The organism is Streptomyces sp. Z423-1 (genome assembly GCF_013009255.1).
Classification (GTDB): Bacteria; Actinomycetota; Actinomycetes; order Streptomycetales; family Streptomycetaceae; genus Streptomyces; species Streptomyces gossypiisoli.
Genome location: NZ_CP053109.1, coordinates 8,770,978 through 8,796,558, shown reverse-complemented (window position 1 = coordinate 8,796,558; position 25,581 = coordinate 8,770,978). Strand labels below are relative to the sequence as shown.

General features: G+C 71.4%; 27 protein-coding genes and 2 pseudogenes. 14 read left to right on the top strand and 15 right to left on the bottom strand.

Features of this window, described 5'->3' with window-relative positions:
• Nucleotides 1–3 precede the first annotated feature (3 nt).
• Both HJD23_RS40165 and HJD23_RS40160 read right to left on the bottom strand, forming a co-directional pair.
• Nucleotides 4–2,028, bottom strand: a complete 2,025-nt coding sequence (locus HJD23_RS40165; protein ID WP_171112457.1) for an N-acetylmuramoyl-L-alanine amidase — start codon at nt 2,026–2,028, stop codon at nt 4–6.
• Nucleotides 2,029–2,256: 228 nt separating this feature from the next.
• Nucleotides 2,257–3,819 (bottom strand): M1 family metallopeptidase, encoded by a 1,563-nt coding sequence (locus HJD23_RS40160; RefSeq protein ID WP_240980929.1) that lies wholly within the window; start codon nt 3,817–3,819, stop codon nt 2,257–2,259.
• A gap of 498 nt (nt 3,820–4,317) precedes the next feature.
• Between HJD23_RS40160 and HJD23_RS40155 the strand changes: the two genes are divergently transcribed.
• Together HJD23_RS40155 and HJD23_RS43185 are read left to right on the top strand one after the other, a co-directional pair.
• Nucleotides 4,318–5,016, top strand: coding sequence for a CAP domain-containing protein (locus HJD23_RS40155; RefSeq protein WP_171112459.1), 699 nt, complete (start codon nt 4,318–4,320; stop codon nt 5,014–5,016).
• Nucleotides 5,017–5,474: 458 nt separating this feature from the next.
• The gene (locus HJD23_RS43185; RefSeq protein ID WP_206352723.1) at nt 5,475–5,915 is read left to right on the top strand and encodes a hypothetical protein; all 441 of its coding nucleotides are present in this window, start codon (nt 5,475–5,477) and stop codon (nt 5,913–5,915) included.
• Nucleotides 5,916–6,023: 108 nt separating this feature from the next.
• Here HJD23_RS43185 and HJD23_RS40145 read toward each other — a convergent pair whose 3' ends face one another.
• Both HJD23_RS40145 and HJD23_RS40140 read right to left on the bottom strand, forming a co-directional pair.
• The gene (locus tag HJD23_RS40145) at nt 6,024–6,731 is read right to left on the bottom strand and encodes a ribonuclease H (protein ID WP_171110486.1); all 708 of its coding nucleotides are present in this window, start codon (nt 6,729–6,731) and stop codon (nt 6,024–6,026) included.
• Between the two features lie 102 nt (nt 6,732–6,833).
• Entirely contained in the window at nt 6,834–7,634 is an 801-nt protein-coding gene (locus tag HJD23_RS40140; protein ID WP_171110485.1) for a VOC family protein, read from the bottom strand.
• Nucleotides 7,635–7,823: 189 nt separating this feature from the next.
• Here HJD23_RS40140 and HJD23_RS40135 point away from each other — a divergent pair, with 189 nt between their 5' ends.
• On the top strand, nt 7,824–8,828 hold the full coding sequence (locus tag HJD23_RS40135; protein ID WP_171111771.1) for a zinc-binding alcohol dehydrogenase family protein: 1,005 nt from the start codon (nt 7,824–7,826) through the stop codon (nt 8,826–8,828).
• A gap of 93 nt (nt 8,829–8,921) precedes the next feature.
• Here the strand turns inward: HJD23_RS40135 and HJD23_RS40130 are convergent, their stop codons facing one another.
• Nucleotides 8,922–10,121, bottom strand: coding sequence for an esterase-like activity of phytase family protein (locus HJD23_RS40130; RefSeq protein ID WP_171110484.1), 1,200 nt, complete (start codon nt 10,119–10,121; stop codon nt 8,922–8,924).
• Nucleotides 10,122–10,283: 162 nt separating this feature from the next.
• Between HJD23_RS40130 and HJD23_RS40125 the strand changes: the two genes are divergently transcribed.
• Nucleotides 10,284–11,186, top strand: coding sequence for an SGNH/GDSL hydrolase family protein (locus HJD23_RS40125; RefSeq protein ID WP_171110483.1), 903 nt, complete (start codon nt 10,284–10,286; stop codon nt 11,184–11,186).
• A gap of 470 nt (nt 11,187–11,656) precedes the next feature.
• On the opposite strand, the gene HJD23_RS40120 is transcribed toward HJD23_RS40125, so the two are convergent.
• A complete protein-coding gene (locus HJD23_RS40120; protein ID WP_171110482.1) occupies nt 11,657–12,139 on the bottom strand; it encodes a VOC family protein in 483 nt (160 codons plus the stop codon).
• A 122-nt stretch (nt 12,140–12,261) separates the two neighbouring features.
• Here HJD23_RS40120 and HJD23_RS40115 point away from each other — a divergent pair, with 122 nt between their 5' ends.
• The 3 genes from HJD23_RS40115 (at nt 12,262) to HJD23_RS40105 (ending at nt 14,859) form a co-directional block, all read left to right on the top strand.
• Nucleotides 12,262–13,473, top strand: a complete 1,212-nt coding sequence (locus tag HJD23_RS40115) for an epoxide hydrolase family protein (RefSeq protein WP_171110481.1) — start codon at nt 12,262–12,264, stop codon at nt 13,471–13,473.
• Between the two features lie 121 nt (nt 13,474–13,594).
• Nucleotides 13,595–14,254, top strand: coding sequence for an ATP-dependent Clp protease proteolytic subunit (locus tag HJD23_RS40110; protein ID WP_171110480.1), 660 nt, complete (start codon nt 13,595–13,597; stop codon nt 14,252–14,254).
• Between the two features lie 2 nt (nt 14,255–14,256).
• Nucleotides 14,257–14,859: an ATP-dependent Clp protease proteolytic subunit gene (locus tag HJD23_RS40105; RefSeq protein WP_171110479.1), complete on the top strand. Its 603-nt coding sequence runs from the start codon at nt 14,257–14,259 to the stop codon at nt 14,857–14,859.
• A 15-nt stretch (nt 14,860–14,874) separates the two neighbouring features.
• Here HJD23_RS40105 and HJD23_RS40100 read toward each other — a convergent pair whose 3' ends face one another.
• Complete coding sequence (locus HJD23_RS40100) at nt 14,875–15,270, bottom strand: helix-turn-helix transcriptional regulator (RefSeq protein ID WP_171110478.1); 396 nt, start codon at nt 15,268–15,270, stop codon at nt 14,875–14,877.
• 226 nt (nt 15,271–15,496) lie between these two features.
• Between HJD23_RS40100 and HJD23_RS40095 the strand changes: the two genes are divergently transcribed.
• The gene (locus tag HJD23_RS40095; protein WP_171111769.1) at nt 15,497–16,384 is read left to right on the top strand and encodes an RNA polymerase sigma factor SigF; all 888 of its coding nucleotides are present in this window, start codon (nt 15,497–15,499) and stop codon (nt 16,382–16,384) included.
• Nucleotides 16,385–16,424: 40 nt separating this feature from the next.
• Here the strand turns inward: HJD23_RS40095 and HJD23_RS40090 are convergent, their stop codons facing one another.
• The 4 genes and pseudogenes from HJD23_RS40090 to HJD23_RS40080 all read right to left on the bottom strand — a co-directional run bounded on the left by HJD23_RS40090 (nt 16,425) and on the right by HJD23_RS40080 (nt 19,112).
• Complete coding sequence (locus tag HJD23_RS40090; RefSeq protein WP_171110477.1) at nt 16,425–16,880, bottom strand: ATP-binding protein; 456 nt, start codon at nt 16,878–16,880, stop codon at nt 16,425–16,427.
• 196 nt (nt 16,881–17,076) lie between these two features.
• Nucleotides 17,077–17,299, bottom strand: a pseudogene (locus HJD23_RS44495) (hypothetical protein); the annotation flags it as partial.
• Nucleotides 17,300–17,311: 12 nt separating this feature from the next.
• Nucleotides 17,312–17,716, bottom strand: a complete 405-nt coding sequence (locus tag HJD23_RS40085) for an ArsI/CadI family heavy metal resistance metalloenzyme (protein ID WP_171110476.1) — start codon at nt 17,714–17,716, stop codon at nt 17,312–17,314.
• A gap of 28 nt (nt 17,717–17,744) precedes the next feature.
• Complete coding sequence (locus HJD23_RS40080; RefSeq protein ID WP_171111767.1) at nt 17,745–19,112, bottom strand: NAD(P)-binding domain-containing protein; 1,368 nt, start codon at nt 19,110–19,112, stop codon at nt 17,745–17,747.
• A gap of 169 nt (nt 19,113–19,281) precedes the next feature.
• On the opposite strand from HJD23_RS40080, the gene HJD23_RS40075 reads away from it, so the two are divergent.
• A complete protein-coding gene (locus tag HJD23_RS40075; protein ID WP_171110475.1) occupies nt 19,282–19,659 on the top strand; it encodes a metalloregulator ArsR/SmtB family transcription factor in 378 nt (125 codons plus the stop codon).
• Between the two features lie 64 nt (nt 19,660–19,723).
• On the opposite strand, the gene HJD23_RS40070 is transcribed toward HJD23_RS40075, so the two are convergent.
• From HJD23_RS40070 to HJD23_RS40060, 3 genes are read right to left on the bottom strand one after another with little or no spacing between them, the layout of a single operon-like run.
• Nucleotides 19,724–20,779, bottom strand: a complete 1,056-nt coding sequence (locus HJD23_RS40070; RefSeq protein WP_171110474.1) for an ArsO family NAD(P)H-dependent flavin-containing monooxygenase — start codon at nt 20,777–20,779, stop codon at nt 19,724–19,726.
• Entirely contained in the window at nt 20,776–21,555 is a 780-nt protein-coding gene (locus HJD23_RS40065) for an MIP/aquaporin family protein (RefSeq protein ID WP_171110473.1), read from the bottom strand. Before HJD23_RS40065 ends, HJD23_RS40070 begins: the two co-directional genes overlap by 4 nt.
• Complete coding sequence (locus HJD23_RS40060) at nt 21,552–21,860, bottom strand: metalloregulator ArsR/SmtB family transcription factor (protein WP_171110472.1); 309 nt, start codon at nt 21,858–21,860, stop codon at nt 21,552–21,554. The genes HJD23_RS40065 and HJD23_RS40060 overlap by 4 nt, the downstream gene beginning before the upstream one ends.
• Before the next feature lie 92 nt (nt 21,861–21,952).
• Between HJD23_RS40060 and HJD23_RS40055 the strand changes: the two genes are divergently transcribed.
• From HJD23_RS40055 to HJD23_RS45105, 3 genes and pseudogenes are all read left to right on the top strand, one after another.
• Nucleotides 21,953–22,366: an arsenate reductase ArsC gene (locus tag HJD23_RS40055; RefSeq protein WP_141310133.1), complete on the top strand. Its 414-nt coding sequence runs from the start codon at nt 21,953–21,955 to the stop codon at nt 22,364–22,366.
• On the top strand, nt 22,363–23,340 hold the full coding sequence (gene trxB / locus HJD23_RS40050) for a thioredoxin-disulfide reductase (RefSeq protein ID WP_171119150.1): 978 nt from the start codon (nt 22,363–22,365) through the stop codon (nt 23,338–23,340). The genes HJD23_RS40055 and trxB overlap by 4 nt, the downstream gene beginning before the upstream one ends.
• Nucleotides 23,341–23,362: 22 nt before the next feature.
• Nucleotides 23,363–23,440, top strand: a pseudogene (locus HJD23_RS45105) (thioredoxin domain-containing protein); the annotation flags it as partial.
• 135 nt (nt 23,441–23,575) lie between these two features.
• Here HJD23_RS45105 and HJD23_RS44820 read toward each other — a convergent pair.
• Nucleotides 23,576–23,857: a hypothetical protein gene (locus tag HJD23_RS44820; protein WP_206326592.1), complete on the bottom strand. Its 282-nt coding sequence runs from the start codon at nt 23,855–23,857 to the stop codon at nt 23,576–23,578.
• A 20-nt stretch (nt 23,858–23,877) separates the two neighbouring features.
• Between HJD23_RS44820 and HJD23_RS44815 the strand changes: the two genes are divergently transcribed.
• Nucleotides 23,878–24,210 carry an NAD-binding protein gene (locus tag HJD23_RS44815; protein ID WP_206326320.1) on the top strand — a complete coding sequence of 111 codons (333 nt, stop codon included), beginning with the start codon at nt 23,878–23,880 and terminating at the stop codon, nt 24,208–24,210.
• Between the two features lie 79 nt (nt 24,211–24,289).
• Entirely contained in the window at nt 24,290–25,564 is a 1,275-nt protein-coding gene (locus HJD23_RS40035; RefSeq protein ID WP_171117430.1) for an APC family permease, read from the top strand.
• Nucleotides 25,565–25,581: the final 17 nt, after the last annotated feature.

Genomic DNA, 25,581 nt, shown 5'->3' with positions numbered 1-25,581 from the left:
GTGTCACCGGCGCGGGCGTGACGGCGCTCCTGCCGCGCCGGGTGAGTCCACGACGTCCACGTCGCTCGCGCGGACGTACGCGAGCCGGTGGCCGAACTGGATCTCGTAGAACTCCTCGTCGCCCTTCACCACCCGGAAGGTGCCGTCGGAGCCCGACTTGTCGACGTAGGAACCGGCGACATGGTCCTGTGTCACATAGCGCTGGCCCGCGAGGAGGCTGTACGGGAGCGGCGACTCGGCCTTCACGGGCACATCGTCCGGATAGGCCTCCGGCTCCGGGAGGGCACGCCCGTACACCGGGATCTCGCTCAGACCCTCCTTCGGGGTCACCATCCGGCCGGTCGTGGCGACGGCCGTCGGGCGCACCTTGGGGTTCTTGAACCACGCCTTGCGGCCCTGGTACCAGATCGCCGTCCAGTCGCCGCGGCGCCCGGCGACGGCGAAGATCTGGCCGGCGGAGACCCTCGACCCGAGGTCGTTGACGTCCTCCGTGGAGGGATCGCCGCCCGGGCGGCGGCCCGGGTCCTGGATCAGCGGGGCGTCGTCGCGTGGCTCGGTGTGCAGGCGGACGGCGCTGGAACCGTGCGGCGCACACGGCACACCGCCGGTCTTGCACCCGGTGAACAGCGGCTTGTGGGTGGTGTAGTCGGGCAGCATCATCACCATGTCGCTGTCCCGTCCGGCCTTGCCGCGCAGCGGCGCGCCGAGCAGGTCGAAGTAGTGCTGCCAGTCCCAGAAGGGGCCGGGGTCGTCGTGCATGTGGGGGATGGTCACGCCCATCGGGGACGGCACGTTGTCGTGGCCGAAGATGTGCTGCCGGTCGAGCGGGATGTCGTACTTCTCGGCCAGGTAGCGCACCAAGCGGGCCGAGGCCTGGTACATCTGCTCGGTGTACCAGGTCTCGGGCTGGGTGAGGACCCCTTCGTGCTCGATGCCGATCGAGCGGGCGTTGATGTACTGGCTGCCGGAGTGCCGGGCCGCGTCCTTCGTCCTGACGTGCTGGGTGACGTGGCCGTCGCTGGAGCGGATCGAGTAGTGCCAGGACACCTCGTACGGGTTCTCGACCGTCTTGAACATGGACGGCAGGGGCCCCTCGGTGTCGTGGATGACGATGTACTCGATCTTCTGGTCGTTGGGCCGGTCGGCCGGGTCGTAGTTGCCGTATTCGCCGTCACCGATCTCGACGTACGGGGCTCTGAGCCAGGAGCAGGACAGCTCCGGCGGGCACTCGATGTCCTTCGGCCGCGGGGGATTGTGCGGATGGGTCCGTACGTCGGGACTGGCGGGGAGGGTGATGTGCTGGCCCGCGTCGGTGGTGCGGTGGGCGCCGCGCCGGATCACGGTGAAGACGTCGTGCGCGTATGTATTCGCCGACACGGTGTCGCCCATGCCCGGGAACCGCGCCACCGCCTCCCACCAGTCGGCCGGGTCGGAGCTGAGCGGCTTGCCGAGCTCGCGTTGGATCGCCGCGAGGAGTGCCGCGCCGCCGCGCACGTTGGCGGCGGGGTCCGTCCGCAGCTGCTCGACCGGGGCACCGATGAGGCGGGCGGCGCGCTGCAGGTCGGCCGGCTGCGCGGAGCGGGTGCCCCGGGAGTTCCCCTTGTGCGTCGAGGTCTGCGGGCCCGCGAGAGTACCCGCGCCGGGCAGCATCCCCTGGGCGTAGGGCACGTCCACCAGGTGCATCGGCCCGTAGCCGCCGACGACGCTCGGCGCTCCGCGATGGGAGTCCCATCGCGACTGCTGGTAGGACACGGCCATGAGCACGCTGCGCGGCACGCCGTACTCGGCGGCGGCGGCCGTGAAGACGTCCTGCAGGCGCCGCTCGTCCGCCGCGGCGCTCTCGACCGGATCCTTGTCGGCGGATGGCACGCTCAGCAGCGTGACCAGCAGCGGGACCTGGAGCGCCACTGACGCGACCACGCAGACCACGCGGCGGCGGCGCCGGCGGACGGCGTCGGGGACACGGCGGGCGGCATCGGGGACACGGGGGGCGGCATCGGGGACACGGGGGGCGGCGGGTTCTGTCATAGCAAGGGCCTCCGGCGATGCTCGGCGCAACCACGACGGCGGAGTCGCTCTCCACGTCACCCCTCGTACGCTTCCGTGCCCGAAGCGCCACGTCGCGCCAAGCGTCACCGGGCTGGACCAGCCGCCCGCCACAGGCCACCCGGTCAGCGGCAGTGCCTCCGCCCGGGCGGGAATCGCCCCCGGACCCGTACCGACGGGTACGGGGTCCGGGACTTGCCGAGTGCCGACTCAGTCCTGAACCGGGTCCACCTCCCAGTCGGGATGCCCCGGCATGGGCGGGGTCCGCTCGCCGTACAGCCACGGCGTCAGGAACGGCGTCAGGTCCTCGCCGGCCACCTCGGACGCGAGGGTGACGAAGTCCCGGGTGCCGGCGACCCGGCCCCGGTACTTCGTCACCCAGGACCGCTCGATCCTGGCGAAGGTCTCCTCGCCGACCTTCTCCCTCAGGGCGTAGAGCACCAGCGCCGAGCCGTCGTACCGCATCACCTTGAACAGGGTCGGCTCGGTGGGTTCGGCGGGTGCCCCGGCGTCGTGCCGCCACTGGTCGTGCTGCTCGTAGGCCGCCCGCATCGCGTCCTCGATGCCGACGCCGCCGTGCTCGTCGGAGTAGAGACGTTCGTAGAAGCGGGCGTGTCCCTCGCTCAGCCACAGGTCGGACCAGCGCCGGATGGCGACGCTGTTGCCGGTCCACTGGTGCGCCAGCTCGTGCACGAGGTCGCGTTCGGCGTCGACCCGGTCACCCAGCAGCACGGCCCTCGGCACCACGGACAGCGACTGTGTCTCCAGAGCCACCGGCAGGTCGGTGTCCCCGACCAGTACGCCGTAGCGGCGGAAGGGGTACGGGCCGAGCCGCCGCTCCAGCCAGGCCAGGTGCTCGGAGGTGAGGGAGCGGTGGTCCTCCGTGTCGGTGACCAGGTCCTCCGGGACCACGTCACGGACAGGCAGCCCGCGCGGGCCGGTGCTGTCGACGAACGTGAACTTCCCGATCGCCAGCTGGATGAGCTGGGCCGCGACCGGATGTTCGGAGTCGTACGTCCACCGGACCCGGCCGTCGGGTCGTCGGACGCGCTCGACGAGCCGGCCGTTGGCCACCGCGCTGAGGCCGGGCGGGGTGGTGATGCGGAAGGTGACCGGCGCCCGCAGGCTGGGGTGGTCGTTCACCGGGAAGATCATTTTGGCGCCGTTGGGCTGCGCACAGACCACGGTGCCGTCGGACGTGGGCACCCAGCCGTACGTCCGGATCGCGTCGTCGCGCTGCCGTTGCTGGCTCGGATCGGCGGTATAGGCGACCTGCACGGTGAAGGGGTTGCCCTGAGGGATCGGCCTCGCGGGCGTGACGACGAGTTCGTCGCCGTCACGTTCGGCGGTCGCCGGTGCTCCGTCGACGGTGACCGTGTGCAGCGTGTTGCCCGCGAAGTCGAGGTTGAAGCGGGACAGCGCCTGTGTGGCGGTGGCGCTGATGGTGGCGCGGGCGGCGAAGGGCGTGCGCGGGGCGCGCCAGTCGAAGGCGAGCGTGTAACGGCGGACCTTGTAGCCGCCGTTGCCGTCGTGTGGCAGGAGCGGGTCGCCGATGCCCGGGGCGCCGGGGGACGGGGCCGGGCCGGACGAGGCGGCGGACGGGCTGGGAGCAGGGGCGCCGGGATGTGCGGCGGGCCGGTGAGACCCGAAGGGGAGGGTGCCGGTGAGGACGGCGGCGCCGGTGATGCCGACAGCGGCGGTGAGAGCGAGGGTCAGGGCTCTGCGGCGGGGGCGCCGCTTCCTGTCTCGGCGGCCGACAGTCGGGATCTTCATGGGCGCACTATGCCAGCAAGATGTCCGTAAATCGGCTTATATGCGCACCCTTTCCATCCGTGCGGGCTAGCGGTCCACCGGAAAAGGTTGCAGCGCCGCGCAGTGACATCCATCACGCACCCGTCAGGCACCAACGTGGCTCGGTAGTACGTAGCACCCGGGCGATATAGCCCGACTTTGCACCCGGAACCAGACAAACGGCCCGCCTGATCCGGCGACACGGATCCTGCTCACTTCCGCCACGCCACCCACCCGGCGCACGCGAGCCGTTGATGGAGCGTCAGGCGTTGCCACGGCTGCTGCGAGCCGGACGTGCACACCCACGCGCCCGGTTCAAGGGCCTTCGGCGACTACGAGTCCGGGTAGTAGTGGTCCTCGTTGCCCCCTACTCATCCCGGTCTTAACAATGACGACCCCAGAACGCGTCACCGCAGGTCAGACACGGCGTCCATACCGTGCCGACCCCGGAGGCGACCCGCGACGACCGAGCGAGGTCCCATGAGGAAGCACCGCAGGAAGACGCGCCACCGGCACATAGCCGTCGCTGCCGTCGTCCTCACTGCGCTGGCAGTACCGTCCGCCGCCATGGCCTGTCTGAACGACGGGGGCGCCGAGGCCACCGCTCCCTACAAGCGGTGGGACCGGTGGGACCGGTGGCAGAACTGGATGAACGCATCCGATTCGCAGCAAACCACCGTTTCACCGCAGACCCCCGCGCCGGCAGCCCCGCAGACCACCGCGCCGGACGCACCGGCAGCCCCGCCGAGCAGCGCGCCCGCCACCACCTCACCGAGCACCTCCGACGCGTCGGCCTCGGCATCCAGTGCCGTACAGCGCGTCGTGACCCTGGTGAACAGCGAGCGCGGCAAGGCCGGTTGCGCCCCCGTGAAGCTGAACGCCCAGCTCACGAAGGCTGCCCAGGACCACAGCGCCGACATGGCGAGCCGCCGCACCATGTCGCACACGGGCTCCGACGGTTCGAATCCGGGCGACCGGATCACGAAGGCCGGGTACGTCTGGAGGACGTACGGCGAGAACGTCGCATACGGATACAGCTCGCCCGAGCAGGTCATGGCGGGCTGGATGTCCAGCCCCGGCCACAAGCGCAACATTCTGAACTGCGCCTTCAAGGAGATAGGCGTCGGCCTGGCGCAGCCGGGCAACTACTGGACGCAGGACTTCGGCACCGCCCGCTGAAACGTCGGAGCACCACCCACCTGCCGCCCCGGGACTGGTCCCCGGGGCGGCAGTGGCATGAGAACCACCCGCTGTGCCGATGCGGACACTGAACGCATGTCAGGCCGGTAAATGCAGGCCAATACGGCCATTTGCACGGCTATGCAGTCAATTTCAACGATTTTTGAAATCGGCCTGTTTCAAGATGCCGCGTCAGGGGTGCGCGACTAACGTCTAGTGATGAAAGCCGCAAACCGGGGCACGCCCCGGCCGGCAAGGTTCCTGCACAGCGAGGACCGCGACCGTAGCGCCGCCCGCGTGACACAGCGCGGCTGACGAGTGGCGCCGGCGGCCGAGAGGTGCTTCTCAATTCATGCGGCGACGCCCATGACCGCGCCGCACACATCACCAGTTGCGGCCGCGGCCATCCATCTCGTGCGTGGGAGTCGCGCGAGACGATGGAAGGAAAGGTTAAAACCATGCGATCACTTCGCGCGAGGCGTCTCATCGCGGCGTCTGCCACCACCGTTCTGATGGCCGGCGGCGCAGCGGTCGGCGCGGCGGGCACGGCTTCGGCCGGTGTCCAGACCGGCCATGACCACAACTACAACAAGTCCTACGACGACCATCGCGGCTCGTGGGACCGCGACCACGATGACGACGACCACGACGGTTGGGGCAAGGGCTACAACGGTTGGGACGACGACAACGGTCACGACGGCCGAGGCCACGGCGGCTACGACAACGGTCACGACGGTCGAGGCCACAACGGCAACGGCCACGGCGGCGGCGGTCACGGCAACGGCCACGGCGGCGGCGGCCACGGCGGTGGCGGCGGCCACGGCGGCGGCGGCCACGGCGGCGGCGGCCACGGCGGCGGCGGCCACGGCGGCGGCGGCGGTGGCGGCGGCGGCCGCTGACAGTCGCAGCGATGCCGACGCGATGCGCGACTCCCACCCGGGAGCCGCGCATTGCCGCGTTCCGGGGTCAGGAGGTGACGGTGCGTCCGGCTCCGGCTCCGGCTCCGGTCACTGCGAGTCGGCGGTACGACACTCCGGGTGGCCCCAGCCCTGGGCGTTCTTGGCGATCGGGTCACCGGCCGCGTAGGGGCGGCCGCACACGCAGCGGCCGGGGAACTTCGCCTTGATCGTGCGGGCGGAACCGCCACTCTTGCGGGCCACTTTGGCCGTGGCCGACCTGCGGCGCGGAGCTGTCGGCGGGGTGTCCGGGGCGGGCGGCGGCTGCGGTGAGCCGAGGTCGCTGCCCGCGGGCTGCTGCACGGCGGCGGCCTGGCTGGCGGCACGGTCGGCGAAGTCGTTCAGCGGGTCGCCGTCGACCTGGTGGGCGGGGACGTAGCGGAACTCGACCGTGCGGCCGTCGAGCAGTTCGTCGATGCGCACGACCAGGTCCTGGTTGGCGACCGGCTTGCCGGCGGCCGTCTTCCAGCCGTTGCGCTTCCAGCCGGGCAGCCAGGTCGTGACGGCCTTCATGGCGTACTGCGAGTCCATCCGGATCTCCAGCGGCACGCCCGGGTCCGTCGCGGCCAGCAACCGCTCCAGGGCGGTGAGTTCGGCGACGTTGTTGGTGGCCCTGCCCAGCGGGCCGGCCTCCCACCGGGTGGGGGTCTCGCCCTCGCCCTGGTCGGCGACGACCCAGGCCCAGCCCGCCGGTCCGGGGTTTCCCTTCGAAGCCCCGTCGCACGCGGCCACCACTCGTTCACGCATGTGTCCGATCATGCCACGAACGGGCCGGGCCTCTGATCGCGGAGTGGGTCCGCCTGATCGCGGAGTGGGTCCCCTGATCGCCGAGTCGGTCAGGGGCCATGATCGCGGAATGGGTCAGGACACGTCGCTCAGGGTCGGCATCTCGCCCACGGTGGTCGTGGTGTCGATCACCGAGAAGTTCGCGCCCTGCGGATCGCTGATCGCGGCGAACCGTCCGAACGGGCTGTCCATCGGCCCGAACCGCAGCACGCCGCCCAGTTTGGTGGCCCGGGCGACGGCGTCGTCGCAGTTGGCGACGCCGAAGTAGACGTTGATGTAGTGCGGCACCTCGGGCGGGAACTCGTCGGTCATCTTCATCCGGCCCAGGACGGGGTTGCCCTCCAGGTTGAAGATCCGGAAGTCGATGTCGTCGTCCTCCATCTGCTGGGCCGTGTACGGGAAGACGGCGGAGAAGAAGGCGTCCGACTTCTCGGGCTCGCGAGTGAAGACCTCCGCCCAGCAGTAGGCGCCCGGCTGCTCCATGGGCGCCTCGAACCCCTCGTGGGTGCCCGGCTGCCACACGCCGAAGACGACGCCGGTCGGGTCACTGGCCAGGCACATGCTGCCGAAGTCGCCGACCTGCATCGGCTCCATCAGCACTTGGCCGCCGTTCTCACGGATCCTGGCGGCGGTTGCGGCCGCGTCCGGGGAGGCGAAGTACAGACACCACTGCGACTGGCCCTCCTGCCCGGGCATCGGCGGTACGACGGCGGCGACCGCCTTGCCGTTCGCGTAGGCCTGGGTGTAGTTGCCGTACTCCGTCGACGCCTCGCCGAAGGTCCAGCCGAGGACGTCGCCGTAGAAGGTCTTGGCTCCCTCGACGTCGCCGAACATCGCGTCGGCCCAAATGGGGGTTCCCTCTGGTTGCACAGCCATGGCCGCGGCCCTTCCGGATCGGTGGGGTTGTCCCATTTATCACGCTAGTCATCCGGGATGCCACCCGCGCGCCGAACGTGCGGTTCCGTCCCAGACTGGAAGGGAATCCGGGCGCACGGCGGCCGGATACGGCTGACGCGGGGGCTCTTCGGGGAAGCGGGGCGCGTCATGGCGGTGCCGGACGGGACGATGCGGGCGTGGTCGGTGGTGGCGCCGGGGCCGGTGGAGGCGGGCGGCCTGTGGCTGGTGGACAAGCCCGTGCCGGTGCCCGGCGAGGACGAGTTGCTCGTGCGGGTGCGGGCGTGCGGGGTGTGCCGTACCGATCTGCATGTCGCCGAGGGCGACCTGCCCGTGCACCGGCCGGGGGTCACGCCGGGGCACGAGGTGGTGGGCGTGGTGGCCGGGTTCGGGGCGGCGGTGCGTGGCTTCGTGGCCGGGGACCGGGTGGGCGTGGCCTGGTTGCGCCGCACCGACGGCAGCTGCGTCTACTGTGCGCGCGGCGCCGAGAACCTGTGCCCGGCCTCGCGGTACACGGGCTGGGACGCCGACGGCGGATACGCCGCGTACACGACCGTACCGGCGGCGTTCGCGCACCGGCTGCCGGCCGGGCTCGACGACGTGACGACGGCGCCGCTGCTGTGCGCCGGGATCATCGGCTACCGGGCCCTGAAGCGGGCCGCGCTGCCGCCGGGCGGGCGGCTCGGTCTGTACGGCTTCGGGGGCAGCGCCCATCTGTGTGCGCAGGTGGCGCTCGCCGAGGGCGCCAGGGTGCATGTGCTGACCCGGTCCGCGGCGGCGCGGCGGCTGGCGCTGGAGCTGGGCGCGGCGTCGGCGCGGGACGTGCTGGAGACGCCGCCGGAGCCGCTGGACAGCGCGATCCTGTTCGCCCCGGCCGGCGAGCTGGTCCCGGTGGCGCTGCGGGCGCTGGACCGGGGCGGGGTGCTGTCCATCGCCGGTATCCATCTGACCGACATCCCGCCACTGCGCTACGCCGGCGAGCTGTTCTACGAGAAGGAGGTGCGCAGCGTCACCTCCAACACGCGCGAGGACGCCCGCGAGTTCCTGGCGCTGGCCGCGCGGCACGGCGTACGGGCGACGACGCACATCTATCCGATGGCGCGGGCGGCACAGGCGCTGGCGGACCTGAAGGCGGGGCGGTTCGGCGGGGCGGCGGTGCTGGTGAACGACGGGTAGACCGGCCGCACGGGGCGACCGGTCCGGGCCGGGGGTAGGGCCTGTCCGGCGGATCAGGGCGGCGTCGGCATGATCCGCCGGACAGGCCCTGGGTCAGCGGAAGGCGCGCCGGTCGGCGTGCAGGCGGTCCGTCAGCCGGATGGTGATGAACTCGTTGTTGTCGGCCTGGCCCGGCGTACGGCCGGACGAGAACGGGAAGTTGTTGTCGTTCAGCACGGCCAGCGTCCGGTCGTCGAGCAGGACGACGTCCTCGATGGTGACGAACGGGAAGCGGAAGGTCTCGCCGAAGCCGCCGAGCCCCTTGGGGTTGGCGATGTCCAGCAGGTCGGCGACCTGCGTCTTGTCCATCACGCCGTCGTGGTCGCGGTCGCGGGTGTCGGCGAGGTAGAGCCGCTTGAACTGCGCCGCGTCGCCCTGGCCGCCGTCGCGCTCGATGACCAGGAAGCGGTGCCGGTCGACCGCGATGGCGTCACCGATGGCGTGCGCGGTCGACTCCAGGCGGTAGACGAACCGCTTGCCGGTGTAGGCGCGCTGACGCAGGTCGAACGCGCTGAACCGCAGGTCGCCGGGCGTGTCGCCGGTGACGGTGCCTTCCAGCAGCGGGTAGAGGCGGCGGCCGTCGACGGAGCGGACCAGGCCCTCGAAGCCCTTGCTGCCGCCGATGGTCGGCCGGCCCCCGTCGAGGTACGGGTTCTCGGGCGCCCGTACGCCGTCCAGCGCGATGGGCGCTTCGAGGAGCCGCCCCTTGGCGTCGAAGTGCAGCAGGAACGGGCCGAACTCGTCGCCCATCCAGTACGTGCCGTCGGCGACCCGCACGATCGACTCGACGTCGAAGTCGGCGCCGGTCAGCACCCGGTCGGGGCGGGTGAGCGCGAACGGCACCTTGCGGTACGGATCGCTCAGGTCGAAGCCGCCGAGCACGCGGACCTTGCCGGTCTGCACGTCCGGCTTGATGCGGTGCACGCGCAGCAGGAAGTCGGCGCTGTTGGCCTTGCTGCCGTAACCGTTGTCGGACAGCACGTCGAAGGTGCCGTCGTGCCGGTTGACGATGCCGCTGAAGCCCTGGACGGGCTGGCCGGCGAAGGGTGCCGCGATGCCGTTGAACGGGCCGGCGCCGATGAGCGCGCCGGACGGTTCGCTGTCCGGCACGAACGTCTCGGCCGGCAGCGAGGCGAACCCGGTGAGCGTGGCCCGCCCGAAGTCGCCGTCCGCGGAGCCGTTTCCGGCCACCGCGGGAGAGGCCAGCGCCATGGTCAGAACGGCGGCGCTGAGCAGGATCGAAGGTCGTCTCATGGCGGGCACCGTAGAGACACCGTATGACCAACACGCCAACGCGGAAAGACGAAACCGGACACATGTGCGGTCGCGGCTTCCGTGTCCGACGCGTGTCTTCCCCCGGCCGTCGGGCTGTGCTTGCCTGGGTGGCCTTGTCGGTGGCGGGGCGGGAGTTGCCGTATGGGCAGGCGGTGGGTGGTCGGGGTGCTGCTGGCCGGTGCCGTGCTGCTCGGCGGCTGCGGGGATCCGGCGTCCGAGCCGGAGGCGGCACCGCCCGCGCCCTCCGTACCCGAAGCGCCGGCCACCACCCAGCAACGCGCACCGCGCGTGCCCGCGAAGGCACCGACTGTCCTCTATATCGGCGACTCGCTGGCGATGGAGAACCACAAAGTCCTCGGCGAGGAACTCCGCCGGGACCTGCGCGCGAAGTACACGAGCGCCCCGTACTCCGGCACCACCCTGTGCGACTACCTGGAAGGCACCGGCGAGCGATCCCTCGTGCCGGACGCGGACAAGGCGGCGGCCCTGGTGCGGTCGGTGCGTCCGGACGTCGTGGTGCTGCAGTTCTGGGGCAACGCCTGGGGCTACACGCCGTGCATGGACGGCATCACGTACGACGCCTCCCGCACCCGCTATCTGGAGCGGTACGCCGCCGACGCGCGGCGCCTCACCGAGCAGATCGACGCAGCCGGCCGCGACCGGCGGCCGCGGATCGTCTGGGTGCTCCAGGGCCCGGACCCGATCACCCCCGACCGGGTGCGGCGCGTGAACGCCGTCTACGAGGAGCGGGCCGCGGCCACCGGCGACCTGGTCGCCGACGCGGGCCGGGCGGTCAGCCCCGCCGGGGCCCGCTACACCTGGACCCAGTACCTGCCCTGCACCGCGTACGAGCGTGCCCACCCCGACTACTGCACGCAGCCCGGCAGCGACCGCACCGCGCTCCACCGCGACGACGACTACCTGCACTTCTGTCTGGCGCCCACCACGTCGACCCCCAAGCCGTGCCCGGTGAGCTCGCCGGGGATCCTGCGGATCGCGCGGGAGATCACGCGGGTGGTCGGCGAAGCGGCCGAGCGTGACTGACGTTCGGTCAAACTCATTCGAATCACATCAGCCGACACGGGGCGGCTGATCATCGGGCGGTTCCCGCGGTGGGCGGAGCTGCCCGTGCGCCGACTGAAGTCGTCGGAGAACGCGATGTTCCGGCTGGGCGGCGAGCTGGTGGTGCGGCTGCCGCGGTATCCGGGGGCCGTAGGGGAGGTGGAGCACGAACTGCGGTGGCTGCCCGAGCTGGGGCCCCGGCTGCCGCTGGACACGCCCCGGCCGGTCGGGCGGGGCGTGTCCAGGTGCGGGGTTCCCGTTCCCCTGGTGGGTGTACGGGTGGCTGGAGGGCGCAATCCCGTCGCCGGGGCGCTCGACGAGCCGGAGCAGCCGGCCAGGGATCTGGCCGCGTTCGCCGTCGGGCTGCGCCGGATCGACGCCGGTGGCGGCCGCCGAACCAGGGCCCGCTCCCGGCGGGGGCACAGGAGCGGGCCCCTCCCCCGGCACCCGGCTCACTCCCCCGCGTGCGCCTTCCGCAGGGCCGCGATGTCGAGCTTGCCCATCGACATCATCGCCTGGGTCGCGCGCTTGGCCTTCTCCGGGTCCGGGTCCGTGACCAGCTCGATCAGCACGTCCGGGACGACCTGCCAGGACACGCCGTACTTGTCCTTCAGCCAGCCGCAGGGGCCGGGCTCGCCGCCGCCTTCGGTGAGCTTGGTCCAGTAGTAGTCGACCTCCGCCTGGTCCGCGCAGAAGATCTGGAAGGAGATCGCCTCGTTGAACGTGAACTGCGGTCCGCCGTTGAGCGCGACGAACTTCTGGCCGTTGGCCGTGAACTCCACGGTCATCACGGAGCCGGCGGGCTGGGGCGCGCCCTCGCCGTAGCGTGCGACGCTCCCGACGCTGGAGTTCTTGAAGATCGAGACGTAGTGGTGTGCGGCTTCCTCGGCCTGGTCGTCGAACCAGAGACACGTGGTGAAACCGTCGGTGGCCATGGGCACCTCCTGGGGCGTGGAACGCGGTCATCTGTATCGACCGGCAGGGCCCGCGAAACTCATCGGCCGCGCCCGAAAATCCTTCGATGGCCGCGGGCAGCCTCCGAACTAGCATCGCCACCATGACGACGTCACCGCCTGCCGACGGCATCCGGCCCTTCCGCCTCGACATCCCGCAGCGCGACCTCGACGACCTGTACGACCGCCTCGACCGCACCCGGTGGCCGGACGAGCTGCCCGGCGTCGGCTGGGCGTACGGCGTGCCCCGCGACTATCTGGGCGAGCTCGTCCGCTACTGGCGGCACACCTACGACTGGCGTGCGGCCGAGGCGCGGCTCAACGAGTGGCCGCAGTTCACGACCACGATCGACGGGACGAACGTCCACTTCGCGCATGTCCGCTCCCCCGAGCCGGACGCCACCCCGCTGGTCGTCACGCACGGCTGGCCCGGCTCGATCGTGGAGTTCCTGGACGTGGTGGGGCCGTTGACCGACCCGGCCGCGCACGGCGGTGATCCGGCGGACGCGTTCCACGTCGTCCTGCCGAGCATCCCCGGCTTCGGGCTGTCCGGGCCGACGCCGGACACCGGCTGGGAGGCGGGCCGGGTCGCCGACGCGTGGGCCGAGCTGATGAGCCGGCTCGGCTACGACAGGTTCGGGGCGCAGGGCGGTGACTGGGGTGCCGCGATCTCGCGCGAGCTGGGCCGCGCCCATCCCGGCCGGGTGATCGGCGTCCATCTGAACCTGCTGCCGGGCGCGCAGGCGGCCTCCGAGCCGACCGGTGAGGAGCTGGCGGGGCTCAGCGCGGAGGAGCGGGAGCGGACGCTCACCTCGTGGCGCCGGTGGAGCGCGTGGTCGCGGGAGGGCACGGGGTACGCCGTGCTGCAGTCCACCCGGCCGCAGACCCTGGCGTACGCGCTGACCGACTCGCCCGTCGGTCAACTCGCCTGGATCGTCGAGAAGTTCAGGGAGTGGACGGACTCCGAGGAGCTGCCCGAGGAGGCCGTCGACCGGGACCGGCTGCTCACCGACGTGATGCTGTACTGGCTGACCGGGACGGCCGGTTCGTCCGCCCGGATCTACTACGAGCGGGCGCACACGCACGAGGGCCGGGTCGCCCGGCCGCAGGAGCCGTCTGCCACACCGACGGCTGTGGCCCTGTTCCCGGCGGAGCTGCAGATCCCACTGCGGCACAAGGCGGACGGCACGGAGAACATCGTGCGCTGGACGCGGTTCGACCGGGGCGGGCACTTCGCGGCGATGGAGGAGCCGGATCTGCTGGTCGGGGACGTACGGGCGTTCTTCCGGCAGGTGCGGGAGAAGCCGGAGGCATGAGCGCTCTGCCGGTGGCGAATCTGCCGCAGGCAGAGAAATCCGCCACCGGCGGGGCCCCGGGCCGAGAGTGGACATCGCGATCGCACCAACCGCTTCCACTCCTACGACCCGAGGAGCGCGCATGTCTCCACTGCCTCCACTGTCTCCACGCACAGCCCTGTTGCCGCCCCGCGCGGAGGAGGGCGACACCCCGCCCACCCGGTTCGACGACCACCTCGCCGCCCAGTTGCTCGGGCAGCGGATCGTCCTGCTGGGCACCCAGGTCGACGAGGTCTCCGCCAACCGGGTCTGCACCCAGCTGCTGATCCTCTCGGCGGAGGACCCGCGCACCGACATCAGCCTGTTCATCAACAGCCCGGGCGGCTCGGTGCACGCGGGACTCGCCATCTACGACACCATGCGGCTGATCCCCAACGACGTCTCCACGCTCGCGATGGGGTTCGCCGCCAGCATGGGGCAGTTCCTGCTGAGCGTCGGCGCGCCCGGCAAGCGGTACGCGCTGCCGAACGCGCGCATCATGATGCACCAGCCGTCGGCCGGGATCGGCGGGACGACCGCGGACATCGAGATCCAGGCGGAGAACCTGGAGTTCACCAAGCGGACCATCGAGCGGATCACCGCGGAGCACACCGGGCAGAGCCCGGAGACCATCTCCCAAGACGGCGACCGCGACCGCTGGTTCACGGCCGAGCAGGCCAGGGAGTACGGCATGGTGGACCGGGTGGTGGAGTCGTTCGCCGACGTCCGCCCGGCCGCCGCACGGCGACGGATGGGGCTGTAGTCATGGGGACGTACACGATTCCGAACGTGGTCGAGCGCACCCCGCAGGGCGAGCGGTCGTACGACGTGTTCAGCCGGCTGCTGTCGGAGCGGATCATCTTCCTCGGCACCGAGATCGACGACGGCGTGGCCAACGTCGTCATCGCCCAACTGCTGCATCTGGAGTCGGCGGCGCCGGAGAACGAGATCGCGATCTATCTCAACTCCCCCGGCGGATCGTTCACCTCTCTGATGGCGATCTACGACACGATGACGTTCGTGCAGGCGCCGATCTCGACGTTCTGCGTCGGGCAGGCGGCGTCGACGGCGGCCGTGCTGCTGGCCGGCGGGGATCCGGGGCGGCGGTTCGTGCTGGAGCACGCGCGCGTGCTGCTGGGGCAGCCCGCCAGCGGCGGGCGGCAGGGCACGGTCTCCGATCTCGCCCTGCAGGCCAAGGAGATGGTGCGGATCCGCTCCCAGGTCGAGGAGGTGCTGGCCCGGCACACCCACCACGACATCGCGACCCTGCGCGCCGACATGGACCGCGACAAGGTGTTCACCGCGCGGGAGGCGGTGGCGTACGGGCTGGCCGACGAGGTGCTGAGCCGGCGCCTCGTGAAGGTCTGAGGCGCCGGACCGGCGTCAGGCGGCCAGGCAGAGTCCGTTGTGGGGCGCGCCGGACGTGGCACGGCCGCGCGCGTGCGTGTGCCGGGTGAGGTCACTGTGCGCCCGTGCCAGCAGATCGCCCAGGCCGAGGCCCAGGGCGTGGGCGGCGGCCGCGAGCACCTCCGAGGAGGCCTCCTTGCGGCCGCGCTCCACCTCCGACAGATACGGCATCGAGATCCGCGCGGCGTCGGCGACGTCCTTGAGCGTCCGCTCCTGCGCGAGGCGTTCCCGCCGCAACACGTCACCGACGAGGTCCCGCCAGAGCGGCTCCTTGCGGACGGGCCGGGACGGAGCACCGGCGGGCTGCGGGCGCAGCGGGATGACACGGGCCTCATTGGGCGTCGTCTGCTGGTTCGGCGCTTGGTTGCTCACCACTTCAGCCTAGGTTCGCGGGCCGCCAGGGGAAGTCCGCGACGTTCCGCCCTCGGTGGAATCGGACGAAACGCCCTGGGGAAAGGGGCCCGGCCAACTCGTAGTCCGACGTGCCCATTTCGGCCACCCCCACAATCGGCGGGCATGTGACGGGGAGGGCCGGGTACTCGCAGGCCGAAGAGGCAGACGTCGCACCAGTCGCACCATGAGTTTCGTGGGAGAGGTAATGGACACCGCCGTGACCGGGTCGCAGGCAGAGGTCGTCAAGGACAGCCCCGTGGCCAGGACGGGTGAGGGGCCGACGCCGGACGTCGTGGATCCCCGGACCGTGGCTCCGCGCGACGCGCGCGAGTTGTCCCGCGAGTTCTTCGCGCGCCTGTCCGAACTCGACGAAGGCACACACGAATACCAGTACGCGCGCAACACCCTCATCGAGATGAACATGTCGTTGGTGCGGTTCGCCGCGGGCCGGTTCCGCAACCGCGGGGACGACATGGAGGACATCGTCCAGACCGGGATGATCGGCCTCATCAAGGCCATCGACCGTTTCGAACTCTCCCGCGAGGTGGAGTTCACGTCGTTCGCGCTGCCCTACATCGTCGGTGAGATCAAGCGGTTCTTCCGCGACACCACGTGGGCCGTGCATGTCCCCCGCCGCCTCCAGGAACTCCGCGTCGAACTGGCCAAGGCCCGCGAGGAACTGGCCAGCCGGCTGGACCGGGATCCCACGGTGGCGGAACTCGCCACGCTGATGAACATCTCCGAGGACGAGGTGATCGAGGCCCAGATCGCCGCGAACGGCTACAACTCCGCCTCCTTGGACGCCGCCCTCACCGGTGACGGCCCGGAGAACGGCGAGGCGGTCCTCGCCGACTTCATCGGCGTCGAGGAACAAGGACTGCGGCTCGTCGAGGACTTCCAGTCGCTCGCCCCGCTGATGGCCGAACTCGACGAGCGCGACCGGCAGATCCTGCATCTGAGGTTCGTGGAGGAGGCCACCCAGGCCGAGATCGGCGAACGGCTCGGCTGCTCGCAGATGCATGTGTCCCGACTGCTCAAGCGGATCATCGTACGGCTCCGCCGGGGCATGCTCGGAGAACTGGGCTGCGCCTGACGGACGCCCCGGCCACGCGCCGACGCGCCGGGACGGGGACTCACTCCCCGTCCAGCCGCATCACCGCTCGCACCCGCTTGCCCACCGGAACCCGCTCGACGGTCACCTCGGTCGCCAGCGCGTACACGATCTCCAGACCGTGCCGGCCTATGCGGGCCGGGTCGCGCGGGAACCGCCTGGGCAGAGCGGCGCTGCTGTCGTAGACGGACACCGCCAGGACACTGTCCGTTCCCTCCAGCTCCAGGATGTACGGCCCCTTGCTGTGCCGGTCCGCGTTGGTCACCAGCTCGCTCACCACGAGAAGCACCGCTCCCTCGGCGCGGGCGTCGATCTCGGCGCACCACTCGGTCCTGAGCTGTTCGAGGAAGCAGGCGGCGAGGGAGCGCGCCTCGGCGATGCATCCCGGCTCGCCGGTATAGTGCGCCGCCCGCCGCAGTGGCTCCACGGGCACGTCGAAACCAGTCGGTACGACGGCCCCGTTCCCGTGCTCGATCATGCGTGTCTCTCTCCGAAGCCGGCCAGGCCGGACGCTGCTGCACCTGTCCTCGTACCCCGAGTCGGGCGCCGCAGTCCATAGTGCGGGAGTCGTCACATTGCCGGAGTATTTGCGGACGATTCGGCGGCGGTGTACGCGGAGAACGAACGCGTACCGACGCTGTGTCCTCATACGGTGCGGGACCGTCATGCGGTGCTGGACCGTCGAGGAAGCCAAGCAGCGCGGCGGCCTCCGCGCGGAGCTGCCGCGGCTCGGTCAGCGTGCGCGGGCGCGGTCAACTGCGCTGCAGTCTCCAGTCGCTCGGCAGCCTCGGCGCGACTTCCGCCACGTTGCGGCTCGCCCAGCTCTCGCCGCGCCGCTTCGGCGGCGCCGACACCAACCGGCGACTGCTCAAGGGCCAAGCCGCGGAACTCGGTTTCGTCAGTCGGCGATCAGCAGCAGCTGCTGCCCTGCTGCCTGGCCAGGTGGTCGGCGTCGGCCTTGACGACGTACACCTCCCAGGGCTCGCGGCCGGGGCCGTGGACCCAGACCTTGTCCTGGACGGCGTAGCAGCAGGTGGTGTCGTTCTCCTCGGTGGTGGCCAGGCCGGACTCGCTGAGGCGGGTGGTGGCGGCGTGGACGGCCTCGGTGGTGTCGACTTCGACGCCGAGGTGGTCCATACGGGTCGCCTCGTCCGCCGTGCCTTCGATCAGGACGAGCTTGAGCGGTGGCTCGGCGATGGCGAAGTTGGCGTAGCCGTCGCGGAGTTTGGCGGGCTCGGTGCCGAACAGTTTGCTGTAGAAGGCGACGGACGCGTCGAGGTCGGGGACGCGCAGGGCGAGTTGCACGCGGGACATGGCGTACCTCCTTGCGTGGGTGAGGAGTTCAGCAGCCGCCGGAGGGGACCGGGGCGCCGATGCCGATCTGAAGAGTGGCCGGGGCCGCGCAGCAGCCGCCGCCTTCGCTGTCCTGGGCGGCCTCGGGGTCGTCGTACAGGCCCGCGCCGCCGCACACGCCGGTCTCGGGCAGGGTCAGTTCGACGCGTTCGGCGGCCTCGCGGTCTCCGGCGATGGCTGCGGTGATGGAGCGGACCTGCTCGTAGCCGGTCAGTGCGAGGAACGTGGGGGCGCGGCCGTAGGACTTCATGCCGACCAGGTAGACGTCCCGCTCCGGGTGGGAGAGCTCGGTCACGCCGTGCGGGTAGACGGTGCCGCAGGAGTGGACGTTGGGGTCGATCAGCGGGGCCAGCGCGGTCGGGGCCTGGAGGCGCTCGTCGAGGCCGAGGCGGATCTCGGAGAGGAAGGACAGGTCGGGGCGGAAGCCGGTCAGGACGATGACCTCGTCGACGGGGTCCAGGCGGCGGCCGTCCTCGGCGACCAGGACCAGCCGGTCGCTGTCGCGCTCCACCGTCTGTGTACGGAATCCGGTGACCGCGCTCGCGTGGCCCTCCTCGACGGCGGCCTTGGCACGCAGGCCCAGCGCGCCGCGGGCGGGGAGCTGGTCGGTCTCGCCGCCGCCGAAGGTGGAGCCGGTGATGCCGCGACGCAGGATCCACACCGCGTGTGTGCCGTCCTCCTCCCGGGCCAGGTCGGCGAGGTGGGCGAGCGCGGTGAAGGCGGAGGCTCCGGAGCCGACGACCGCGGTGCGCTTGCCTGCGTAACGGGCGCGGACCGCTGGGTCGTTGAGGTCGGGGACGCGGTAGGAGATGCGGTCGGCGGCCGCCTTCTCGCCGAGGGCCGACAGGCCGTTGGCGCCCAGCGGGCCGGGGGTGGACCAGGTGCCGGATGCGTCGATGACGGCGCGGGCGGTGATCCGCTCCTCATCGCCGTCCGCGGTCCGGATGTGCACGGTGAGGGGCTGCTCGTCGCGGCCGGAGTCGACGATGCGGTCCCGGCCCGCGCGGGCCACGCCGGTCACCGTGGCGTTGTAGCGGACCTTGTCGCCCAGGACGTCGGCGAGTGGCTGCAGGTACTGCTCGGCCCAGTCGCCGCCGGTGGGGTAGGCGGCGCCGTCGGGGCGGACCCAGCCGGTCGGCGCGAGGAACTTCTCGGCGGCCGGGTCGGTGACTTCCGACCAGGGGGAGAACAGCCGGACGTGCGCCCAGTCGCGGACGGCGGTGCCGGCCGACGGTCCGGCTTCCAGGACCAGCGGCTGGAGGCCACGCTCGATGACGCGGGCGGCGGCGGCCAGGCCGACCGGGCCGGCTCCGATGACCACGACGGGCAGCTGGTCGGTGGTGGGCACGCTGTTGATGGACACGGCCACAGGATTCCCCTTTGCTTCGACATTCGTCGATGGCTTGCGCTGCCAGCATGGCACCTGCTTCGATAAACGTCAACATAGACATTCGTCGAATCCGGGCTGGAGCCGGTGGTGGACCCGACCCCTCCCCTACTGGTTTGACGTATGTCAACATAGATACATGCCGAATGCGAAGGTGCTGCCACTGCTGGAACCCGCCCCCGGCGAGGCCGCGGCGCCGTGCTGCCCGCCGCTCACCGAGCGCCCGTTCACCGCGGAGGAGGCCGAGACCGCCGCCCGGATGTTCAAGGCCCTCGGCGACCCGGTGCGGCTGCGGCTGTTCTCCGCGGTCGCCTCGCACGAGGGCGGCGAGGCGTGCGTGTGCGACATCTCCGACGTCGGGGTCTCCCAGCCGACCGTCTCCCACCACCTGAAGAAGCTCAAGGAGGCCGGGCTGCTGACCTCCGAGCGGCGTGGCACCTGGGTCTACTACCGCGTCGAGCCGTCCGTACTGGCCGCAATGGGCAAGCTGCTGACCATCGCGCCGGCCGCAGTGTGACCGCGCCCAGCGGTATGACGGCGACCTGGCAGTAGGGACCACGACCTAGCAGTAGGACCGCCCTCTAGGCGAGCAGGCCGGCGATCTCTCGGGCGGCCTCACGGGCGGGGCGCCCGACGCCGATGAGGGTGGCGGAGGCCGGGCCTGTCCAGTCGCCGTAGCCGAGCAGGTGCAGACGCGGCTCGTCCACCGCCCGGGTGCCTGCCGTGGTGAAGTGGCCGCGCCGGCCACGGAGCCGAAGGGAGGCGAGGTGGGACAGGGCGGGCCGGAAGCCGGTGCACCAGATGATCGCGTCGGCCTCGGCGCGGGTGCCGTCGGCCCACTCGACGCCTTCGGGGACGAGACGGGTGAACATCGGGCTTGCCTTGAGCAGGCCGCGGTCGCGTGCCTCGCGTACGGGCGGTACGGCGACGATGTCGCCGAGCGAGGCGACGCCGCCCGTGTCCCTGCGTCCCTCGTCCAGTGCACGGCGACGGGCGGTGGCCGCGTCGAACAGGGCGCGGCCGTCGATGTCGTCGGCCAGGAAGCGGGGCGGGCGCTGGGTGACCCAGGTCAACTCGGTGCCGTAGGCGAGGTCGGCGGCGATCTGGGCACCGGAGTTGCCACCGCCCACCACGATGACACGCTGCCCGGCGAAGTCGGCGGGGCTGCGGTATGCGACGGTGTGCAGCTGCCGTCCACGGAAGTCCGCCCTGCCGGGGACCGCGGGCAGGAAGGGGCGCCACCAGGTGCCGGTGGCGCCGATGACGGCCCGGGCACGCCAGTCGCCGGAGTCGGTCTCCACACGCAACACCCCGCCGTCCCGGTGCACGCCGAGGGCGCGTACGGGCCGCTCGATGGGAAGTTCGTAGCGCTTCTCGTAGTCGGTGAGGTACTCCACCACGTGCTGCGCGTCGGGGTAGGTTTCACCGGTCTGTGCGGGCATGAGGCGGCCGGGCAGTGAGGAGAACGCAGCCGGGGAGAACAGGCGCAGCGAGTCCCAGGCGTGCTGCCAGGCGCCGCCCGGTGTGGTCTGGGCGTCGAGGATGACGAAGTCGAGGCCCTGGCGGCGCAGGTGGTAGCCGGCGGCGAGCCCGGACTGGCCGCCGCCGATCACCACCACCTGCGTCCGGTGGCTCATTCGGCCGGTCGTCCGGGCATGAAGATGAGGGCTACCAGCGCCAGTCCGACCACGCCGCCGACGATCTGCATGCCGATGAATCCCGCGACCGAGCCGGGGGCGATGCCCGCGAAGGTGTCGGTGAAGGCGCGGCCGATGGTGACCGCCGGGTTGGCGAACGACGTCGAGGAGGTGAACCAGTACGCGGCGCCGATGTACGAGGCGACGGCCACCGGCGCGAAGTGCAGCCGGCCGGCGCGGGCCAGGCCGAAGATCAACAGAATCAGACCGGCCGTGGCGACGACCTCGCCGAGCAGCAGGTGACCCGCCGAGCGGTCGTGCGTGGACCACTTCACCAGCGGCTCGCCGAACATCGCGTCCGCCAGGATCGCGCCCGCGATCGCGCCCACAATCTGGGCGGGCACGTACACGGCCACCTCGCGCGGGGTGACCCCGGCGCCTCCGCGTCGAGCCGTCCACCACTCGGCCAGCGTGACCACCGGGTTGAAGTGCGCGCCGGAGACCGGGCCGAGCAGGAGGATCAGGATGCCGAGGCCGAAGACGGTGGCCGTGGAGTTGGCCAGCAACTGCAGCCCGACGTCCTCGGTCAGGTCGGTGGCCTGGATGCCGGAGCCGACCACGACCGCCACCAGCAGCGCCGAACCGATGAGTTCGGCGGCGGCGCGGGCAACCAGGGGGTTACGTGGCGGGGTTGCGCCCGGCGCGGGAGCGACGGACTCGGGTTCGTCCACGGGTCTTGCGGACTCCACGGTCGGGGCGGCTTCGGCGGGGGTCATGGGCAGGCCCTCTTGTTCTCGGCGGCGGTGCGAGCGGACTCGGCCAGGTCGGCGAACCGACCGGCGAGCGAGGCGATGACATCGGGCTTGAGCCGGTAGTAGGTGAACCGGCCGCACGGCTCCGTCTCGACGACCCCGGCCTCGCGCAGCACTCTCAGGTGGTTGGAGAGGTTCGTCTGCCTCGCCCCGGTCTCCTCCACCAGGTGGGTGGTGCACAGCATTTCCTTGGCGAGCAGGGTCACGATCCGGAGCCTGAGCGGGTCGGCCAGCACCCGGATCAGGTCAGTGTCGACTGACGTCATCATGGACTGATACTCTCACATCAGTGGTGGCTGACACCACCAGGTGCTGATGCCATGCGCGCCTGATGCCGTCGCGAGACAAGAGAGACCTCCTGATGTCCGACAAGCCCTCCGTGCTGTTCGTCTGTGTGCACAACGCAGGCCGTTCCCAGATGGCCGCCGCATGGCTGACCCACCTGGCCGGGGACCGTGTCGAGGTCCGCTCCGCCGGCTCCAACCCGGGCGACCAGGTCAACCCGGCCGCCGTCGAGGCCATGCGCGAGGTCGGCATCGACATCTCCGCCGAGGTCCCGAAGATGCTCACCGTGGACGCGGTGAAGGAGTCGGACGTCTGCATCACCATGGGCTGCGGCGACACCTGCCCCGTCTTCCCCGGCAAGCGGTACCTGGACTGGCAGCTGGACGACCCGGCGGGCCAGGGCGTCGAGGCCGTCCGCCCGATCCGGGACGAGATCAAGAAGCTCGTCGAGGGCCTGATCGAGGAGATCGCCCCGGAGAAGACGGCATGAGCGACGTCCGTAACGTGATCATCATCGGCTCCGGGCCCGCCGGCTACACGGCGGCGCTCTACACCGCGCGCGCGTCGCTGAAGCCACTGGTGTTCGAGGGTGCCGTCACCGCCGGTGGCGCCCTGATGAACACCACCGACGTGGAGAACTTCCCCGGCTTCCAGGACGGCATCATGGGCCCCGAGCTCATGGACAACATGCGCGCCCAGGCCGAGCGCTTCGGCGCCGAACTCGTTCCGGACGACGTCGTCAACATCGACCTGACCGGTGAGATCAAGACCGTCACCGACACCGCCGGCACGGTGCACCGCGCGAAGGCCGTGATCGTCGCCACCGGCTCGCAGCACCGCAAGCTCGGCCTGCCGAACGAGGACGCCCTGTCCGGCCGCGGTGTCTCCTGGTGCGCCACCTGCGACGGCTTCTTCTTCAAGGACCAGGACATCGCCGTGATCGGCGGCGGCGACACCGCGATGGAGGAGGCCACCTTCCTCTCCCGCTTCGCCAGGTCCGTGACGGTCGTCCACCGCCGGGACACCCTGCGCGCCTCCAAGGCGATGCAGGAGCGCGCCTTCGCCGACCCGAAGATCACGTTCGTCTGGGACAGCGAGGTCGCCGAGATCCAGGGCGACGGGAAGCTCTCGGGTCTGAAGCTGCGCAACGTCAAGACCGGCGAGCTGTCGGACCTGGCGGTGACCGGTCTGTTCATCGCGATCGGCCACGACCCGCGCACCGAACTGTTCAAGGGCCGGCTCGAACTTGACGAGGAGGGCTACCTCATGGTCGACGCCCCCTCCACCCGGACGAACGTGACCGGTGTCTTCGGCGCCGGTGACGTGGTGGACCACACCTACCGCCAGGCGATCACCGCGGCCGGCACCGGCTGCGCCGCCGCCCTCGACGCCGAGCGCTTCCTCGCCGCACTCGCCGACACCGAGCAGACCGCCGAGCCGGACAAATCCGCGGTCGAGGGCTGAGACCCACCCGCAAGAGGAGGCCCTGGTCGATTCCTGGGCCGCCTGGTGCGGCCCGTGCCGCCAGCTCGGGCCGTCGCTGGAGGCGATCGCCGCCGAGCACTGCCGACACGATCGAGATCGTCACGTAAAGGCAGCGAGGTCGTCCGGACCCTCGTGGGCGCCAAGCCCAGGGCCGTCCAAAGGGAGGTATCCCGTTGGCCAGCAAGCGCATCGTCGCCGTCGGCGGCATCCCGTACTACGTCTCCGGCGAGGTCGCCCACGGGAGCGAACCGGCCCACCACACCCTGGCAGACCTCGAAGCCACCGGGATGCGGGTGCGCACCGACACCCTCGCCACCGCCATCGACGTGGCCGGCAAGCGGCTGGCCGTGCGCGACGCCGACGGCCGCACCGAGGAACTGCCGTACGACGCGCTGATCGTGGGCACCGGCACGGTCAGTGTCCGGCCGCCCATCGAGGGGTTGAGCGGCCCGGACGCGCTCGGCCCGGCCGATGGCGTCCGCCTGCTGCACAGCATGGGCGACACCCTTCGAGGTCATGCAGTCCCTCGCCGAGCGCCGACCCGAATCGGCCGCCGTCATCGGTGCCGGTTACACCGGCCCGGAGATGGCCGAGGCTGTGACCACGCGCGGCATCGAGGTCACTCAGATCGAGGCCCTGCCCGAGATCCTGCCGACCGTGGATCGCGAACTCGGCGCCCTCGTCCGTGACGAACTCATCTCCCAGGGCGTCGAGGTCATCACCGGCACCCAGGTGTCCACGATCACGCGCGCCTCCTCCGACGACGTCCTCCACGTACGGGCCACCGGACCGGACGGCCGGGCCTTCACCCGCGGCACCGGCCTCGTCCTGGGGCCCGGTGTGGGCTGACGGCACCCGCTCATATATCGTCTGCCGATATCGAGCGCCGTAATGCATATGCAGCCGCCGTGCCGCGAGGAGTGAACTGATGAGCGAGCCGTCGACCGCCGCCGGGGTGCCGGACGAACTGCACCGGCGGTTGGGGGTCTCGGACGCTGTAGTGATCGGCCTGGGGGCGATGATCGGTGCCGGGATCTTCGCCGCCCTCGCCCCGGCCGCGGGCGCGGCCGGCTCCGGGCTGCTGATCGGCTTGGCTCTGGCCGCGGTGGTCGCGTACTGCAATGCGACCTCCTCCGCCCGGCTCGCGGCCCGCTACCCGGCCTCCGGCGGCACCTACGTGTACGGCCGCGAACGGCTCGGCGACTTCTGGGGGTACCTCGCCGGGTGGAGCTTCGTGGTCGGCAAGACCGCCTCCTGCGCCGCGATGGCGCTCACGGTCGGTTTGTACGTCTGGCCCGGCCAGGCCCATGTGGTCGCGGTCGCCGCGGTGGTGGCGCTGACCGCGGTGAACTACGCGGGAGTGCAGAAGTCCGCGCTGCTGACTCGGGTGATCGTGGCCGTGGTCCTGGCCGTGCTCGCCGCCGTGGCGGTCGCCGCCCTGACCTCCGACGCGGCGGACGCAGCCCGGCTGGACGTCGGTTCGGACGCCACCTTCGTCGGCGTGCTGCAGGCGGCGGGGCTGCTGTTCTTCGCGTTCGCCGGGTACGCGCGGATCGCCACCCTCGGGGAGGAGGTCCGTGAGCCCGCGCGCACCATCCCCCGGGCCATCCCGCTGGCGCTCGGCATCACCCTGGTCGTCTACGCCGCGGTCGCCGTCGCCGTCCTGACGGTGCTCGGGCCGGAGCAGCTGGCGCAGGCCGCGGCACCGCTGTCGGACGCGGTCCGGGCCGCCGGGGTCGACTGGCTCGCGCCGGTCGTCCGGGTCGGGGCGGCGGTGGCCGCGTTGGGGTCCCTGCTCGCGCTGATCCTCGGTGTCTCCCGCACCACCCTTGCGATGGCCCGCGACCGGCACTTGCCGCATGCCTTCGCGGCCGTGCACCCGACGTTCAAGGTGCCTCACCGCGCCGAGCTGCTCGTGGGCGCCGTGGTGGCGGTGCTCGCCGGGACGGCGGACGTACGCGGCGCGATCGGCTTCTCCTCCTTCGGTGTCCTCGCGTACTACGCCGTCGCCAACGCTTCCGCCTGGACCCTCACCAAGGACGAGGGCCGCCCCCACCCGCTGATCCCCTTGGTGGGGCTGGCCGGGTGCCTTGTCCTGGCGTTCGCCCTGCCGCTGCCCTCGGTCATCTCCGGCGCCGCGGTCCTGGCCGTGGGCGCCGCCGCCTACGGCGTACGCCGCACTATGGCCGCGCGCACGCCGTGACAGCCCGGGCAGCGGCA

Excerpts from the sequence above, each read along its gene's own strand:
- HJD23_RS40125 (WP_171110483.1), top strand. The coding sequence starts at position 10,284 with ATGGGCAGGCGGTGGGTGGTCGGGGTGCTGCTGGCCGGTGCCGTGCTG.
- HJD23_RS44815 (WP_206326320.1), top strand. The coding sequence starts at position 23,878 with ATGCAGTCCCTCGCCGAGCGCCGACCCGAATCGGCCGCCGTCATCGGT.
- HJD23_RS40035 (WP_171117430.1), top strand. The coding sequence starts at position 24,290 with ATGAGCGAGCCGTCGACCGCCGCCGGGGTGCCGGACGAACTGCACCGG.
- HJD23_RS40145 (WP_171110486.1), bottom strand. The coding sequence starts at position 6,731 with ATGATCGGACACATGCGTGAACGAGTGGTGGCCGCGTGCGACGGGGCT.
- HJD23_RS40135 (WP_171111771.1), top strand. The coding sequence starts at position 7,824 with ATGCGGGCGTGGTCGGTGGTGGCGCCGGGGCCGGTGGAGGCGGGCGGC.
- HJD23_RS40055 (WP_141310133.1), top strand. The coding sequence starts at position 21,953 with ATGTCCGACAAGCCCTCCGTGCTGTTCGTCTGTGTGCACAACGCAGGC.
- HJD23_RS40155 (WP_171112459.1), top strand. The coding sequence starts at position 4,318 with ATGAGGAAGCACCGCAGGAAGACGCGCCACCGGCACATAGCCGTCGCT.
- HJD23_RS40110 (WP_171110480.1), top strand. The coding sequence starts at position 13,595 with ATGTCTCCACTGCCTCCACTGTCTCCACGCACAGCCCTGTTGCCGCCC.
- HJD23_RS40075 (WP_171110475.1), top strand. The coding sequence starts at position 19,282 with ATGCCGAATGCGAAGGTGCTGCCACTGCTGGAACCCGCCCCCGGCGAG.
- HJD23_RS40085 (WP_171110476.1), bottom strand. The coding sequence starts at position 17,716 with ATGTCCCGCGTGCAACTCGCCCTGCGCGTCCCCGACCTCGACGCGTCC.
- HJD23_RS40115 (WP_171110481.1), top strand. The coding sequence starts at position 12,262 with ATGACGACGTCACCGCCTGCCGACGGCATCCGGCCCTTCCGCCTCGAC.
- HJD23_RS40130 (WP_171110484.1), bottom strand. The coding sequence starts at position 10,121 with ATGAGACGACCTTCGATCCTGCTCAGCGCCGCCGTTCTGACCATGGCG.
- HJD23_RS40140 (WP_171110485.1), bottom strand. The coding sequence starts at position 7,634 with ATGGCTGTGCAACCAGAGGGAACCCCCATTTGGGCCGACGCGATGTTC.
- HJD23_RS44820 (WP_206326592.1), bottom strand. The coding sequence starts at position 23,857 with ATGCTGTGCAGCAGGCGGACGCCATCGGCCGGGCCGAGCGCGTCCGGG.
- HJD23_RS40165 (WP_171112457.1), bottom strand. The coding sequence starts at position 2,028 with ATGACAGAACCCGCCGCCCCCCGTGTCCCCGATGCCGCCCCCCGTGTC.
- trxB (WP_171119150.1), top strand. The coding sequence starts at position 22,363 with ATGAGCGACGTCCGTAACGTGATCATCATCGGCTCCGGGCCCGCCGGC.
- HJD23_RS40090 (WP_171110477.1), bottom strand. The coding sequence starts at position 16,880 with ATGATCGAGCACGGGAACGGGGCCGTCGTACCGACTGGTTTCGACGTG.
- HJD23_RS40095 (WP_171111769.1), top strand. The coding sequence starts at position 15,497 with ATGGACACCGCCGTGACCGGGTCGCAGGCAGAGGTCGTCAAGGACAGC.
- HJD23_RS40065 (WP_171110473.1), bottom strand. The coding sequence starts at position 21,555 with ATGACCCCCGCCGAAGCCGCCCCGACCGTGGAGTCCGCAAGACCCGTG.
- HJD23_RS40120 (WP_171110482.1), bottom strand. The coding sequence starts at position 12,139 with ATGGCCACCGACGGTTTCACCACGTGTCTCTGGTTCGACGACCAGGCC.
- HJD23_RS43185 (WP_206352723.1), top strand. The coding sequence starts at position 5,475 with ATGCGATCACTTCGCGCGAGGCGTCTCATCGCGGCGTCTGCCACCACC.
- HJD23_RS40105 (WP_171110479.1), top strand. The coding sequence starts at position 14,257 with ATGGGGACGTACACGATTCCGAACGTGGTCGAGCGCACCCCGCAGGGC.
- HJD23_RS40070 (WP_171110474.1), bottom strand. The coding sequence starts at position 20,779 with ATGAGCCACCGGACGCAGGTGGTGGTGATCGGCGGCGGCCAGTCCGGG.
- HJD23_RS40060 (WP_171110472.1), bottom strand. The coding sequence starts at position 21,860 with ATGATGACGTCAGTCGACACTGACCTGATCCGGGTGCTGGCCGACCCG.
- HJD23_RS40160 (WP_240980929.1), bottom strand. The coding sequence starts at position 3,819 with ATGAAGATCCCGACTGTCGGCCGCCGAGACAGGAAGCGGCGCCCCCGC.